This is a genomic window from Pseudorhizobium xiangyangii (genome assembly GCF_020531965.1).
Classification (GTDB): domain Bacteria; phylum Pseudomonadota; class Alphaproteobacteria; order Rhizobiales; family Rhizobiaceae; genus Neorhizobium; species Neorhizobium xiangyangii.
The window spans coordinates 142,870-157,359 of record NZ_JAJAWH010000010.1; the positions used below are offsets into that span (position 1 = coordinate 142,870).

General features: G+C 61.3%; 13 protein-coding genes. 4 read left to right on the forward strand and 9 right to left on the reverse strand.

Annotated features, from left to right (window positions below; all coding sequences use genetic code 11):
• Positions 1 to 152 precede the first annotated feature (152 nt).
• Together LH464_RS11320 and LH464_RS11325 are read right to left on the reverse strand one after the other, a co-directional pair.
• Positions 153 to 1,313: an Mrp/NBP35 family ATP-binding protein gene (locus LH464_RS11320; protein ID WP_226786484.1), complete on the reverse strand. Its 1,161-nt coding sequence runs from the start codon at positions 1,311 to 1,313 to the stop codon at positions 153 to 155.
• A 359-nt stretch (positions 1,314 to 1,672) separates the two neighbouring features.
• Positions 1,673 to 2,404: a helix-turn-helix transcriptional regulator gene (locus LH464_RS11325; RefSeq protein ID WP_226786485.1), complete on the reverse strand. Its 732-nt coding sequence runs from the start codon at positions 2,402 to 2,404 to the stop codon at positions 1,673 to 1,675.
• Between the two features lie 259 nt (positions 2,405 to 2,663).
• On the opposite strand from LH464_RS11325, the gene LH464_RS11330 reads away from it, so the two are divergent.
• Together LH464_RS11330 and LH464_RS11335 are read left to right on the forward strand one after the other, a co-directional pair.
• On the forward strand, positions 2,664 to 3,551 hold the full coding sequence (locus tag LH464_RS11330) for an SMP-30/gluconolactonase/LRE family protein (protein WP_226786486.1): 888 nt from the start codon (positions 2,664 to 2,666) through the stop codon (positions 3,549 to 3,551).
• 179 nt (positions 3,552 to 3,730) lie between these two features.
• A complete protein-coding gene (locus tag LH464_RS11335; protein WP_226786487.1) occupies positions 3,731 to 4,378 on the forward strand; it encodes a PRC-barrel domain-containing protein in 648 nt (215 codons plus the stop codon).
• Positions 4,379 to 4,520: 142 nt separating this feature from the next.
• On the opposite strand, the gene LH464_RS11340 is transcribed toward LH464_RS11335, so the two are convergent.
• Together LH464_RS11340 and LH464_RS11345 are read right to left on the reverse strand one after the other, a co-directional pair.
• Complete coding sequence (locus LH464_RS11340; RefSeq protein ID WP_226786488.1) at positions 4,521 to 5,927, reverse strand: putative bifunctional diguanylate cyclase/phosphodiesterase; 1,407 nt, start codon at positions 5,925 to 5,927, stop codon at positions 4,521 to 4,523.
• A gap of 82 nt (positions 5,928 to 6,009) precedes the next feature.
• Positions 6,010 to 7,611, reverse strand: coding sequence for a response regulator (locus LH464_RS11345; RefSeq protein ID WP_226786489.1), 1,602 nt, complete (start codon positions 7,609 to 7,611; stop codon positions 6,010 to 6,012).
• Between the two features lie 272 nt (positions 7,612 to 7,883).
• Here LH464_RS11345 and mutL point away from each other — a divergent pair, with 272 nt between their 5' ends.
• Together mutL and LH464_RS11355 are read left to right on the forward strand one after the other, a co-directional pair.
• On the forward strand, positions 7,884 to 9,698 hold the full coding sequence (gene mutL / locus LH464_RS11350; RefSeq protein WP_226786490.1) for a DNA mismatch repair endonuclease MutL: 1,815 nt from the start codon (positions 7,884 to 7,886) through the stop codon (positions 9,696 to 9,698).
• Between the two features lie 84 nt (positions 9,699 to 9,782).
• Entirely contained in the window at positions 9,783 to 10,019 is a 237-nt protein-coding gene (locus tag LH464_RS11355) for a DUF2093 domain-containing protein (RefSeq protein ID WP_226786491.1), read from the forward strand.
• A gap of 9 nt (positions 10,020 to 10,028) precedes the next feature.
• Here the strand turns inward: LH464_RS11355 and lpxK are convergent, their stop codons facing one another.
• From lpxK to LH464_RS11380, 5 genes are all read right to left on the reverse strand, one after another.
• Positions 10,029 to 11,072 (reverse strand): tetraacyldisaccharide 4'-kinase, encoded by a 1,044-nt coding sequence (lpxK, locus tag LH464_RS11360; RefSeq protein ID WP_226786492.1) that lies wholly within the window; start codon positions 11,070 to 11,072, stop codon positions 10,029 to 10,031.
• A gap of 96 nt (positions 11,073 to 11,168) precedes the next feature.
• Positions 11,169 to 11,897 carry an HAD family hydrolase gene (locus tag LH464_RS11365; protein ID WP_226786493.1) on the reverse strand — a complete coding sequence of 243 codons (729 nt, stop codon included), beginning with the start codon at positions 11,895 to 11,897 and terminating at the stop codon, positions 11,169 to 11,171.
• Complete coding sequence (gene waaA / locus LH464_RS11370; RefSeq protein ID WP_226786494.1) at positions 11,894 to 13,213, reverse strand: lipid IV(A) 3-deoxy-D-manno-octulosonic acid transferase; 1,320 nt, start codon at positions 13,211 to 13,213, stop codon at positions 11,894 to 11,896. The genes LH464_RS11365 and waaA overlap by 4 nt, the downstream gene beginning before the upstream one ends.
• 167 nt (positions 13,214 to 13,380) lie before the next feature.
• Entirely contained in the window at positions 13,381 to 13,623 is a 243-nt protein-coding gene (locus LH464_RS11375; protein ID WP_226786495.1) for a DUF4170 domain-containing protein, read from the reverse strand.
• A gap of 57 nt (positions 13,624 to 13,680) precedes the next feature.
• Entirely contained in the window at positions 13,681 to 14,487 is an 807-nt protein-coding gene (locus LH464_RS11380) for a 3'(2'),5'-bisphosphate nucleotidase CysQ (protein WP_226786496.1), read from the reverse strand.
• Positions 14,488 to 14,490 lie beyond the last annotated feature (3 nt).

Below are 14,490 nucleotides of genomic sequence, written 5' to 3' on the forward strand. Positions count from 1 at the left end.
ATCAACGGTCAAGATTCTCCGCCTGAAACGCAGGTTCCCGGCCAGGGTTCCACATACGCCTCAGGCTCTCGGTCTCAGCTGGGGCGACGTAATCGCCCCAGCCATCACAATCAAGTTGCCCGCCAGCTGTCGGGAAATTCGGCGCGTAGACCTTAGTCGAAGACGATCGCCGGCGCGGGTCGCACGGTGCGGCCCTTCAATTCGGCCCAGGTCCGTTCGGCGATCTTCCGGTAGATTTCGGCAGACGGGCTGTCCGGCTCGGCAACCACGACCGGTGTCCCGACATCCGACTTTTCGCGGATATCAATCGTCAACGGCACTTCGCCAAGGAAGGGCACGCCAATCCGGTCCGCTTCGGCGCGCGCACCGCCATGACCGAAGATGTCGTAGCGGGCACCGGTATCCGGTGCGAGGAAATAGCTCATGTTCTCGATAATGCCGAGGAGCGGTATCTCCACCTTGCGGAACATGGTGATGGCCTTCCTGGCATCGATCAGCGCCAGATCCTGCGGGGTCGACACGATTACCGCTCCTGCAAGCGGAACCTGCTGAGCCATGGTCAGCTGCACATCGCCCGTGCCTGGGGGCATGTCGACGACAAGCACGTCGAGTTCACCCCACGCCACTTCGCGCAGCATCTGCAGAAGCGCCGACTGAACCATCGGGCCGCGCCAGATCATGGCCGTTTCCTCATCGACGAGGAAACCCATCGACATGGCTTTCAGGCCGTAGTTTTCCATCGGCTTGATGATGCGGTTTTCGATCTGCTCAGGGCGGCCGGAAATCTTCAGCAGTCTGGGGATAGAAGGGCCATAGATGTCGGCGTCGAGAATGCCGACGCGCAGGCCGTTCGCCTGCAGGCCGAGAGCGAGGTTGACGGCGGTGGTCGATTTGCCGACGCCGCCCTTACCGGATGCGACCGCAATGATAGCCCCGACCCCGGGCACCCCGGCCTTGACCGGCCGGTTGGGCGCGGGGTGTGAGTGACCATGCGAGGCTGCCTGAGGGGCGGCCGCCTGAGGGGACGGGGACGGTGGCGGTGGAGCAGATGGGGAACCAGCCTTGCGATCCGCCGTCAGTGTCACCAGCGCTCCCTTGACCCCCGGGATGGATTTGACCGACCGTTCGGCCGCCGCACGAAGCGGCTCGAGGTCCTTGGCGCGATCCGAGGGCACGGTGATGGAGAAATAGACCTTGCTGTCCGAGATGAAGACGTCGGAGACCATTCCCAGAGAAACGATGTCGCCTTTGAGATCTGGCCCACGCACCTTGGCCAGCGTATCGAGCACCTGTTCCTTCGTCACGTCCGTCATGTCAGCACTCCTGTCGCAAAGCCCGACCACAACGCATGGCCGTCTTTGGCCGCCTTTATAGGAGCGGGTGGTGGCATGCTGCAACATGGAATGAAAGATGCCGCCCGACGCGGCTGCCGAAAGCGCTCGGCATCGGGCGGCATTCTTGCGACCACGCCTCTTCGGGCGCTTTCAGTCCCCTCTGGACCTGCATCTTCGTTGCATGAAGCGTGCCAGATGAGAAATCGACGCCCCGAGGCCGGAAAATCGCCACATCTCTCCACTCGGGGAGCGTGTCCTCCAGCCATTTGTTCAATCATTGTGCAGTAAGCCTGCACCAATGATGTCAAAAGCGGCGGAGAAGTTTTGACGGTGTGAGCCTAGTTGATCAGGCCGGTACGCAGAGCGGTCGCAACCGCTTGGGTCCGGTTGACGGAATCCAGCTTCCGCGCCGCGCGGTTCAGGTAATGATTGACCGTATGTTCGGAGAGGCCGAGGATTTCCGCGATCTCGGAGCTGGTTTTTCCGGCAGAGGTCCAATGCAGACAGTCAAGCTCGCGCTGGGTGAGCGTATCCGCCGGACGGGTGGTAAGGCTTCTGATCTGCCCAAGCTTTTCGTAGACATGGACGGAAAGAAAGCTCAGCTCCATCATCTGCTGCATGCCGAAGGCCGGGCCGTCGCCGGCAAACGAGACTGCGCCGCGCATTCCCGTACTGTCATGCACTGGAAAGTACGCGCCGCGCATCAATCCGTAAGGGCTGAATAGCCGCCATGAGACGTCGTCTCCACGCTCCTGGTTGACCGATTCGAGTTCGAACTGAAACGGCAGCGAGGACCCGCGCAACTTCTTGAATAGCGGACTGGTCGGCAGGAGTTCCTGCTTGTCGAACAGCGTGATCAATTGGGCAGGCCAGTTGGTAATCACCGTGTGCGTTGACAGGCTCAGCGATGTCGCCTGAGGCAGGTTGGAGACCATGAAGCTGCGAGCGCCGTATATTTCAATCAGCCCCTTCATGAACCTGAAGACGTCGAACTGTGTCTTCAGTCCCCCGATCTCACGGAGTTGATCCTCCACGGGCTCGGCCTGAATGAACTTCTCCGGATGAGCCATATGTCAAAATTCTCGACTACCTAACGACGCCGCTATCAAACACGGGCCGAATCGGATGGAAATGATACGATTGTGAAAGACCTCGAACCAGCAGGCGCCCCGCAAATATTTGATGTTCTATCACCTTCTGCGAATGTAACAGGCATATCGAAGCGCAGCAAATACCAATGACGTTTGTGATAGATGATCAGTTCTTCTGGCGCAATACCGCAGACCCCACAAAGACCGTGCAACGTCCTCGAGCCTCCAGGAGCCAACCATGCCACATATCTCGTTCGACGGCTTTGCCCTCTCCGATACCGTCAGCGAACTGGGTGAGGGGCCGAGCTACGAGCGGGAAACCGACACGTTGTGGTGGTTCGACATTCTCGGCAAGATTTTGCACGAGCGGGAAATCGCATCCGGGCGGGAGCGGCACCACTCGCTGCCGGTCATGGCCAGCGTGGTCGCACGCATCGACGCGGAACGGCAGCTGCTCGCTACCGAAAAAGGCATCTTCATTCGCAGCCGGCGCGATGGAAGCCTTACTCCCTACTGCGAACTGGAACCCGGAAACACGTCGAACCGGTCAAACGACGGGCGCGTCCATCCCAGCGGCAGCCTTTGGATCGGGACCATGGGAAAAGGTGCGGAACAGGGCGCCGGTGCGATCTACCACGTTGCACGCGAAGGGGCGGTGACCAGGCTGATACCGGACGTCAGCATCCCGAACGGGATCTGTTTTTCGCCCGACGGCGCCACCGGCTATTTTGTCGATACCAGGATCAATCATCTGATGCGCGTGCCGCTCGATGCGTCCACAGGCCTTCCCACCGGCCCGGCGACCCTGTTGGTGGACACAAGCCAACGGCAAGGCGGAATGGACGGCTCTGTTTGCGACAGTGACGGCAATATCTGGAATGCCCGGTGGGGCGCCGGAGCGGTGGATTGCTACACACCCGCCGGCACCTATCTGGAGGGCTTCGCACTGCCTGCGCAGCGCACCACCTGCCCCGTATTCTATGGCGCCGCTCTCGACCAGCTCGGTGTCATCTCGGCATGGGAAGGGCTTGATGAACGGCAACGCGCCGAAGACAAGGAGGCCGGGAAATTCTTCTGCCTGCAGGTCGGCGCGAAAGGTCTGCCGGAACCATCCTTTCGTATCTGACGCTGGTCATATGTGCGTCCAGGGGAACTGAACCTGGCTGCGCGTTTTGGCGGGCAGCGCCAAAAACGTGGAATTTTCAGCGGAACCATTCACTACCCGGACCATTGTCCTATCGAACCGTAAGGCGAGGCTTCTGTTTCGCTGGACGTTCAGCGCAATGATTAGAAGGTAGGTTCGATATGAAGAAGACACTCAGCACAATGGCAGCAGCGGCTGTCCTGATGGCCTCCACTGCAATCGCACCGGCCATGGCACAGACCAGCGACCCGGCCACGCCTGCAGCTCCAGTAGCGCCGGCACCGGCAGACCCGGCGATGCCGCCTGCGGACGGTGCGGCCACGACCCCGGCAGCGGGTGCCTCGTCGATGGATAACGCGGCAGCTCCTGCGGGTGAAGCCTCCACGGATACGGCAGCCGCTTCCGGCAGCTATATCACGGAACAGTCGGCGACACAGATCAGCGCGAACGACTACATCGGCAAGGCCGTCCACAATGCCGAGAATGAGAGCATTGGTGACGTCAATGACCTGATCCTGGAAGAACAGGGCGGCATTGTTGCGGCTGTTGTCGGTGTCGGCGGCTTCCTGGGTATTGGCGAAAAGGATGTCGCCGTTCCCATGGACAAGATCACCATCACACGTGATGCCGAGAAGAATAACGAGGTACGCCTGACGACGACCGAGACTGCAGAATCGCTGCAGGCTGCGCCGGAATTCATGACCCTGGAGGATCAGCAGGCGGCGGCGGACGCAACCACGACCTCGTCCACCGAGACCACGACTATGCCGAGCGCCACAACCCCGTCGACGACCGAGCCTGCCAAGTAAGGTCTGGAACGAGGGAAGCGCACAAGACATCCCGATGGAGCGGCGCTGCGGCGCCGCTCTTCATGTTTGAGGGGTACAACTCAAGAAGGCGCGGCTTCAGCAGATGGCCAGGTTTGAGAACCGTAAGCCGGATCTAACCTTCCTAAGCGATTTCAGGTCCTCGCGGGATAAATCCGGGCAGATCCGCCATAGTCGGGGGACGGCGAAATGGCGACGAGTGCCTATAATGGTTCTCAAGATATTTCAGGGTAGCCAGGCTGTCTGCGGGCCTGCCGTAATAGTAGCCCTGCCCCATCCTGCATCCGAGAGACTTCAGTTTTTCTGCGTCGGCATGATCCTCGATGCCTTCCGCGACAACCTGCAGGTCGAGGCCATCACACATGGCGATAATTGCCTTGACGATGTGTTCGGACGCCCGGTCCGTGGTGATCTGCGAGACGAACGCACGGTCGATCTTGACCTTGTCGAAGGTGAAGTCGCGGAGCCGTCCCAGGCTTGACTGTCCGGTGCCGAAATCATCAAGCGAAATCCGCACACCCTTCGCCTGCAGGTCCGTGATGATGCGATAGGCGGTATCGGCGCAGGTCATGACCGCCGTCTCGGTGATCTCCAGTTCCAGACGACGCGGGTCCAGCCCAACCCGGGACAGGATCGACAGTATCGTGTCCGCCGTGCTGGGGTCCATCAACTGCGCTGACGACAGATTAAATGACAGGAAGAGGTCCCGCGGCCAGGAAAGCGCCGCTTCCGCCGACTTCCGCAACAGCGTTTCAGACAAGGCATCGATGAAGCCCCGCTCTTCGGCGAGCGGAACGAAGACGGACGGCGATACGAACCCCAAGTCTGCATCGATCCACCGCGCCAACGCCTCGAAACCGAGGACCGCTCCGTCACTCAGCCGGACAATCGGCTGGAAATGGGCATCGACCGCATCCGCTATGACGGCCGTTCTGAGGGCCTGCTCAAGCTGCGTGGCGCGCTTCATCTCCTGTGCAATTTCGCTGGAATAGACCGTAATCTGGCCCCGCCCGCGTCGTTTGGACCGATAGAGGGCGGTCTCCGCACTCTTCAGGAGCTCTTCGTACTCTTCGCCGGCAAAGGGGTAGATTGCAAAGCCGAACGACGCCGAGAGGCGGACGTTGCGATCACCCAGGTCATAGGGCGCCGACAAGACGTCCTTCATCATCTGGCCGATACGTTCGGCACCGTTGCGCTCGAACACCAGTGGCAGGATGAACGCGAACTCGTCACCGTCGTGACGCGTCACTGTCGCCCCGTCAGGAATGCAAGCCTTGAGACGGTGGGCGACCTGGCAAAGGATTTCGTCTCCGGCTTCCGCGCCGAAGAGATCATTGATCGGCTTGAAGCCATCGAGATTGGCGATGCAGATGGTGAAGGGCGCCGGATCCTGTGCCCGTTCCGTCGCAAGCATTCGCACCTTGTCCCGCAACCGATAACGATTGCCAAGGCCAGTAAGCGGGTCGCTGTACGCCATTGCCTGCAGTTCATTCTGACTGACCTGCGGCATTGGATTGCCCACCGACGTCATGCGGAAATCCGATACTCTCTATACATTCGCCGAACGATGCGGGAGAAAGATTAACATTCCCCCTTGCCCAGCGCTGCCATATTCAGGCGGTACCAGCCTCGCGGCGGTGCATCTGCGACAGCAAAACGGCCTCCAGCATTTCAGGGCTGATCGGCTTCAGGATGACATCGTCCATACCTGACGCGAAGCACTCGTCACGGTCTCGATCAAATGGATGAGCCAGTACGCCGACAATCGGCGTCTGCACGGCACCGGCCTTCAGCTCCCGGATGCGGCGGCATGCCTCGAACCCGTTCATTTCCGGCAGTGTCACATCCATGAGCACGATCCGGGGAGACCGGTCGTGCCATAGCCTGACGGCCTCCACTCCGTTGGCCGCGATCGCGTAGCGGTAACCGAAACCTTCCAGTATCTGCGAAAAGACGATCTGGTTGACCGGATTGTCCTCCGCCACCAGCACGTCGATCATCTGGTCCGTCGGAGCGGGTGCGGGCGTCGGCTGCCTCGTCGTCGTGCTCCTTTCGAATATCTCGGCCACAAGATTGAGCGCGTCGGACTCGATCTGCGTCGTATCCACCGCCACCACCGGCACCTGATGCTTCTTCGCGGCAGCCGCACAGGACAGGGCAAGTTCGTCGTCCATCAGAATAAGATCAACAGCGACACCGGCATCCTCGGCAAAGGAAAGGAACAACTCCAGTTCCTCTGCGTCGGAAACGATGGAGGTTTCCGCTCCCAGGCGAGACAACGCTTCGGATGCGCCGGCAGCTGCCGTCTCGTCCGTGGTGACCACAAGAACCTTTTTTCCCTCGATTTCCTGAAGAGCCAGTCCTTGCTGGGCAGACACCGGCTTCACGGCGACGGCGAGCGAGCCGACGTGTCCTTCCTCGGCCGACGCGGACACAGGCTCCATGGCCGTGACCACGTGATAGCGGCCCGGCTTGCCAACCCTGAACTTTCGGACAACCGCGCCGACCTCCGAACCATCGGGCCCGGCGAGCAGCTCATGCGATGTGACGGAGATGCCGTTCTTGATGATCTGTCGTCCGGCTCCCTCCAGGCGTTTGGCGACGGCATCCTCGAACAGATCGGATGGCATCTGTCCGACGATATCCTTTGGCGACCGGCCAACAAAATGGCAGAAAGCCTGGTTTACGGCGACATAAACAAGCTTGGCCGACTTCACACAGACCGGAAACGGGAGTTCGTCCAGGACTTCCTCGACGATCTCGATGCGCTCGGTGCCAATCCGCCACTGCTCTTCGCGATTTTTTTGCTCCGACGCGTCGCGAACGATGCAGACGCCGTAACCATTTGGCAGCCGCCGCTTGAGGTACTGGATCCAGCGATCGCTTCCGCGTTTTTCGAAGTGCTCGACGCGCTCCTTCCACAACGAGGAGATCTGCTCGGCGATCCAGTTCTCTTTCGTTACCGTTCGGCGCGAGCGTGCACTCCTCAGCGTGTTGGGATCCAGGCCATCGAAGATCGCACTGAGAATGTCACGCAGGCGGGTCCCCGGCACCAGGAGGGTCTCCGGGACGGAGGCCAGAATTTGCACCTGACCGCCAGCATAGATCAGGTGATCGCTACGGTCGTAAACCAGAATGGCGGAAGGAAGCACGTCACAGATGACGTCCAGCAGCATATTGGCAATGCCGAGGTCCGTGATTGCGACGTCATTCATCGCTACCCTCCGCGCAGTTCGCGGACAATCCATGACGTAGCTCATACTTTGCCGTGGACACCACGCTTGCGGTCCTTGCCATGCATATCGGGAACATGCTGGTTTGCGCGAATGCCACCTTGGAATGACGGTACTCCAGCAGTCCGTCATCAAAACATTCGGGGAGTTGGGAACTCCAGGTCAAGGCCGACATCCTAGGAGCTATACCCTTAAGACCCGCTTAATCCTAACAAGGGCTTTTCAACGCTCCGAGAATCCTGGAAAACTGGCTCATGCCCGTAAAACTTCTACCGGAAACCCTCATCAACCAGATTGCCGCCGGCGAAGTCATCGAACGCCCCGCCAGCGCTGCGAAGGAACTGATCGAAAACGCCATCGATGCGGGTGCGACCCGTATCGAGATCGCGACCGCCGGAGGCGGCAAGAGCCTGATCCGGATCACCGATAACGGCGGCGGAATGGACGCAGCCGATCTCGATCTCGCTGTCCGGCGTCACTGCACCTCCAAGATCAGCGAAACGCTGGACGATATCCGAACCCTGGGTTTTCGGGGCGAAGCCCTGCCCTCCATCGGCTCTGTTGCGAAGCTGACGATCACAAGTCGTCGTCAGGGCGACGAGGAAGGATCGCAGGTATCGGTTGTCGGCGGGCGGACGTCGCCGGTACGACCGGCCGCTGCCAACTCCGGCACCGTGGTCGAGGTCCGCGACATCTTCTTCGCGACACCTGCGCGCCTCAAGTTCCTGAAGTCCGAGAGAGCAGAAACGGCGGCGATCACCGAGATGGTGAAGCGGATGGCAATCGCCTTTCCTTCCGTTCGTTTCGTCCTCTCCGGGGCCGACCGATCGACGCTCGAGCTGCCATCAACCGGCGACGATCACCTGGCGCGGATCGCCCAGATCCTGGGGCAGGAGTTTCGGGAGAACGCGATCGAGATCGACGCGGAACGCGAGGATGTCGCGCTGACCGGCTTTGCCGGCGTCCCGACATTCAATCGCGGCAATTCCGGCCATCAGTATGCTTTCGTGAACGGCCGGCCCGTACAGGACAAGCTGATCCTGTCGGCAGTCCGCGGCGCCTATGCCGAAACAATACCCTCGGGCCGCTATCCGGTCGCGGTCCTGTCGATCACGCTCGATCCGGCTCTCGTGGACGTCAACGTTCATCCTGCCAAGGCAGACGTCCGGTTCCGTGATCCCGGCCTCGTGCGCGGGCTGATCGTCGGCGCCATCCGCGAGGCACTTGCCCGCGAAGGCAGTCGTGCCTCGACGACCGGCGGCGCGGGGCTGATGCGAGCGTTTCGCCCCGGGTTTGCGGCCTCGACCCCTGCCTCTCCGTGGACCCCGGCAACATCGCCATCTCGACCGCTTTCGCCTATGCATGGCTTTGGCGAGCGCCCACAGGCCGCGTTCGATGCGTTCATCACGCCATCCGCACGGGCGGATCAACCTTTGCAGCCTGAGGGTTTTTCGACCGATGCCAACGGCAGCGGCGAGCCATCTCCACAACATCGACTGGGTGCAGCGCGTGCGCAGCTGCACGAAAACTACATCGTCGCCCAGACGGAGAACGGTCTCGTCATCGTCGATCAGCATGCCGCTCACGAACGGCTTGTGTTCGAAGCGATGCGCAAGTCGATCGACGCCGGACGTCTCGCCTCCCAGACCCTGCTGATCCCCGAGATCGTCGATCTGCCCGAGGAAGACTGCGACCGTCTGATGAGCCATGCCACCGAGCTCGACCGCTTCGGACTGTCTATCGAGCGCTTCGGCCCGGGCGCTATCGCGGTGCGCGAAACGCCGGCCATGCTGGGCGAGATGGACGCGGTCAGCCTGGTTCGCGACCTCTCCGATGAGATCGCGGAGTGGAACACGTCCGGCGGATTGAAAAGCCGGCTCGAGCATGTTGCAGCCACCATGGCCTGCCACGGCTCTGTCCGCTCCGGCCGGCGGCTTCGCCCGGAAGAGATGAACGCACTGCTGAGGCAGATGGAGGCAACACCGGGATCGGGCCAGTGCAACCACGGCCGACCCACCTATATCGAGCTGAAACTGTCGGACATCGAGCGGCTGTTCGGGCGCAGCTGACTGCCTGTTCCAGCAAAGAGGACTGGCATTCACGCGTCGCTCGCGATAGAGCAATGGCGCATGATTTTCCGCAGGAGACGAAAGATGAACCGGTTCGAGGGAAGCGGCAGCCGGGAAGCCAAGATCCGGTATCTCGACGGCGACTATCAGATCCTGACGTCAGGTTCCCACGTCGTCTGCGCGATCACCGGCGTCTCGATCCCGCTTGACGAGCTACGCTACTGGAGCGTTGCCCGCCAGGAGGCTTACGTCGATGCAGGGGCTTCGTTTGATGCCGACAAGCACGCCGGCGTGCTGCCCAATCAACAGGCCCGAGCCTAACCACAACGATCAGGCGCTATCCCTGTTTTCGCGAAGCCTTCTCCGGCGGTAAGCCGAAACTGCGAGATCGATGATCTTTGCCGGCGCACGCGGATCGTCGAAAACCATATCGATCTCCACGACGTGCGCTTTCCTGAAAAGCTCCTCGGCCGGACCGTGAACGCCGGACAGCCGCACCGCATCCTTGGCCGTCGTGACCGGGAGAAGTCCCTGCCGATCGGCATCGCTCAGCAATTCGCTGATCTCGTCCTCACTGAAGTAGTGGTGATCGGGAAAGGAGCGTTTCAAGGCGAGTTGCCCGCCCAGCGATTCAACCGTTCGATAGAACTTGCCCGGATCCGCGATCCCGGCGAAGGCGAGAACGGGTTTTCCCAGCAGATCCGCCGCCTCGCGCGGCTTGATCGATGCCACGTAGACCGATTTTCCGGCGCGGGCCGCCTGCCGCACCAGCTGATCGGCGGCATCGCCATTGCCGACCTTCAGGATCGCGGAAAGCTGGCGCATCTGCTCCGGGATCGGCGCCCGCACAGGTCCTCCCGGCACGAGATGGCCGTTACCGACCCCTCGCAAACTGTCGATGACGATCAGCGCAAAATCTAGCTCCAGCCGGGCGCTCTGAAAACCGTCATCCATGATGATGAGGTCGACGCCTTCGGAGATCAGCTTGTGGGCACCATCGACACGTCGCCGGGAGATCACCGTCGTCGCCACGCGCGAAAGCAGAAGAGCCTCGTCGCCAACGGCCGTGGCTTTGTGATGATGGGCGTCAACGATCGTCGTGACATCAAGGGAGCCGCCATAGCCACGAGTGAGGAAACCGGGCGTGTAGCCCATCTCCCTGGCTGCTTTCGCCAGCGCCATCGCGGTCGGCGTCTTGCCCGCGCCTCCGACGGTAAAATTGCCCACGCAGATGACCGGCGCGGGGACGCTTCCGCGCTTGCCCCTGGCCAGTCGCCGGCCGGCCACCTTGCCGTAGACAAAAGACAGCGGGGCCAGGGCCCAGGCACGCCAATCGGCCTTCGTCCACCAGAATGGCGGCGCTTCCGAAACCATACGCAACACTCCCCTGCCCGCTTACCCCGAATGGACCAGCAGGCACAAAATGGACATTTCACAGAAAAGGCAAGTCCCGGGCACCAGCCACCACTTCTACGAGGCGGCTTTACCCTCCAGCAGGGCCTCGAGCGTGGAGATGTCCTCCAGGCAGACATCAGCATTCTGCGACAGGGTTTCGCGGGAGCCGGTGCCGCTCAGCACGCCGACCTTCAGGCCTGCGCCGGCGCTCAACCCCATATGGAGATCGTGGTTGTTGTCGCCGACCATCGCCACCTGCCAGGGTTCAAGTCGCGTCGCCGCGCAGAAACCGAGAACCATGCCGGGATCCGGCTTCGTTCCGAAACCGCTGTCGTAACCTGCAACGAAATCGACGTAGTCGGTGATCCTGAAACGCTCGACAGTTTGCCGGATCGACATTTCGTTGTCGCTCGACGCTATGCCGAGCTTGAAGCCCCGCGCCTTCAGCCCGGAAAACAACGTATGCAGATCGGTCACCGGAACAGCATATTCCGTGGCCCGAACGAAAAGCCCGTCGAGCAGTATGGTCAGGTCCGCCGCATCGAGAGGCGATCCGGCGGCGACCAAGCCGAGCGCGATCTCCGCAGCGTTGCCTGCAGCAAACAGGCTGTCGGCGCGGGTGAGGCCCGAAACCGGATCCATGCCGGCCGCCAGCAGGAGGGTCGGCTCCAGTTCGGTATCACCGGCCGCTGCAATCCGCGCCGCCTCGCGGTTCACCGGACCCCAGCTTTCGTCGTAGCGGATGAGCGTCCCATCCTTGTCGAACAGAATGCCCGCGATGTCAGAGAGGGGTCTGCCTGTCATTGCGCGGCGGCTGCTCTCGGCTGGAGCCGCGCACTTACCGTCAGAGGATTGATGTAGGGCTCGAGCGCCTTGACCGTCACGGACAACGCGCCCCGCATTTCGGTCACCGTTTCCTGGCCGGCATCGATCATCTTGCGTCGGGCAAGATCGTTGCCAAGCAGATAGTGCACTGCCTTTGCCAACATTTCCACGTCGCGGACGAGGCGGGCTGCGCCCTTGCGCACGAGGTTGGAATAGACATCGCGGAAGTTCTGGACGTTGCTTCCAGAAAGTACGGCGCATCCGAGCATCGCCGGCTCGAGCGGGTTCTGCCCACCCTCGCCCGTCAGGGAGCGCCCGACAAAGGCCACTTCCGTGAGGCGCAGGTAGAGGCCCATTTCTCCGATGGAATCGCCGAGGAAGATGTCGGTTTCTGCCGTCAGGGGATCATTCCGCGAACGACGGGCAACGACAAGGCCTTGCGCCTTCAGCATTTCCTCGATGGCATCGGCGCGATCCGGATGCCGCGGCACGATGATGGTCAGCTGGCCGTCGCGTGATTTCAGCGCCTTATGGATGCCCGCCGCGGCCTTTTCTTCGCCTTCGAAGGTCGAGATAGCGGCCCAGGTCTTCCGTTCGCCGATCTCCTGTCGATAGCGCTCAAGCAACGCCAGATCGCAAGGCGGCGGATCGGTATCGCCCTTCAGGTTACCGGAGACCAGAACAGGCCAGGCGCCCAGATCGCGGAAGCGTTCCGCATCGAGATCGGACTGCGCCACGACCAGCGCCATTTTGCCGAAAAGCGCCTCGGCGAGATTGTCATTGTTCCGCCAGCGCGCGAACGAGCGATCCGAGATGCGGGCGTTGACCCTTATCTGCGGAATTCGTCGCCGTGCCAGTTCCATGACCGTCGTCGGCCAGATTTCAGACTCCGCAGTGATGCAGGCGTCCGGCTGCCAATAGGAGATGAACCGCTTCATCGGAAACTTCAGATCGATGGGGACGTATTGGTGGATCACCTGGTCTCCCAGGCGGTTCTTCACCAGTTCCGCGGAAGTGACCGTTCCGGTGGTCAGCAGGACATGGATGTCCCGGCGGCCCAGCTCCCGCAGGAGCGGAATAAGCGCCATCGTCTCGCCGACGCTCGCCGCATGCGCCCATACCAGGGGGCCGCGAGGTCGTGGAGCACTGGCATGGCCAAGGCGCTCGGAACGTCTGTGACGGTCTTCCTTGCCCTTGAACATGCGATAGGTGAGATAGGGGCCGGCCAGCGGATAGAGGAGGATGCCGGCCACGCGGTAGCCGGTCAGCGCCAAGCGCGCCAAGCCTCTGCTCATCGCGCCTGCTCTCGATCCATGGCCGTGTCCGCCAATCTCAACTCCTCCGCTCAATTATCTGTCGCCAAATCCATAAATCTATAAATGCGTCAAAATAGGGCATGCAGGATGCCCCAGAAGGACTGCGGCATCTAGCCGCCGCAGCCCGATATCCCCTGATATGATGCTCAGGCGCCAGTTGTTTCAGGGTCGAGCAGCTTGTGCATGTGCACGATGAAGTAGCGCATTTCCGCATTATCGACCGTCGCCTGGGCCTTCGACCGCCAGGCGACCAGCGCCGTGGCGTAGTCGGGGTAGATGCCGACGATATCGAGATCCTTGAGATCCTTGAACTGAACACCTTCGAGGCTGGCGAGTTCGCCGCCAAAGACGAGGTGGAGAAGTTGTTTCTTTTCGCTCGATTCCGCCATGACAGGTTCCTTCAGCTTGTCCTCCCGCACACTCTCTGAGGCACTGGGGAGAAAACGTCAATCTGCCGGTTCGTCTGGCATGAACGTGCGCAGCTTGTCTAGAGCCACTTCAGTTCCCGCAAGCAGTATTCCATGCGTGACGCTCTCGCGATTGTAGACGAGCCGATGCCCGTTCGTATCAACCAGAAGACCGCCGGCACGTTCCAGAATGATGTCCGCAGCGGCGAGATCCCAGTCATGGGAGTTCCGCTTCACGATTGTCCCGTCGATGCTGCCATCGGCCGTCATCGCCAGCCTGTAGGCGAGCGACGGGACATGGCGCACGCGACGGATCCCGTGCTGGTAGGACGGCGCCATCTTGTGAAGGAGATCTTCCGCGAGCGCCAACGTCAGCGGCAAGGAGGGGTCGGGATGGGAGACCTCGATCGGCTCGCCATTCTTCAACGCAGGTTGCCCGACGCTGGCCCAGAACTCCTCATCAAGAGCGGGTGCCACAAGGACCCCGGCGACCGGCTGACCGCGATGGACCACAGCAACCGAAACGCACCAGGTTTTCTCGCCGGCTATGAACGCCCGCGTACCGTCGATCGGATCGACGACGAAGAGCGTCTCGCGCGTGAGGCGGGCGCTGTCGTCGTCCGTTTCCTCGGAGAGCCAACCGTAGTTCGGTCTTGCAGCCACCAGGAGCTTTTCAAGGCGGTCGTTGGCTGCAAAATCGGCAGCACTCACCGGCGATCGACCTTCGTTCTTCCACCAGACTTCAGGAGACTGGCCGAAATAGGAATGGGCGACCTTGCCCGCCTCCCTGGCAGCCTCCAGGATGAGCGCCAGATCCGCCTGCCAGTCGTGGCGGTCGCCATCCATTGG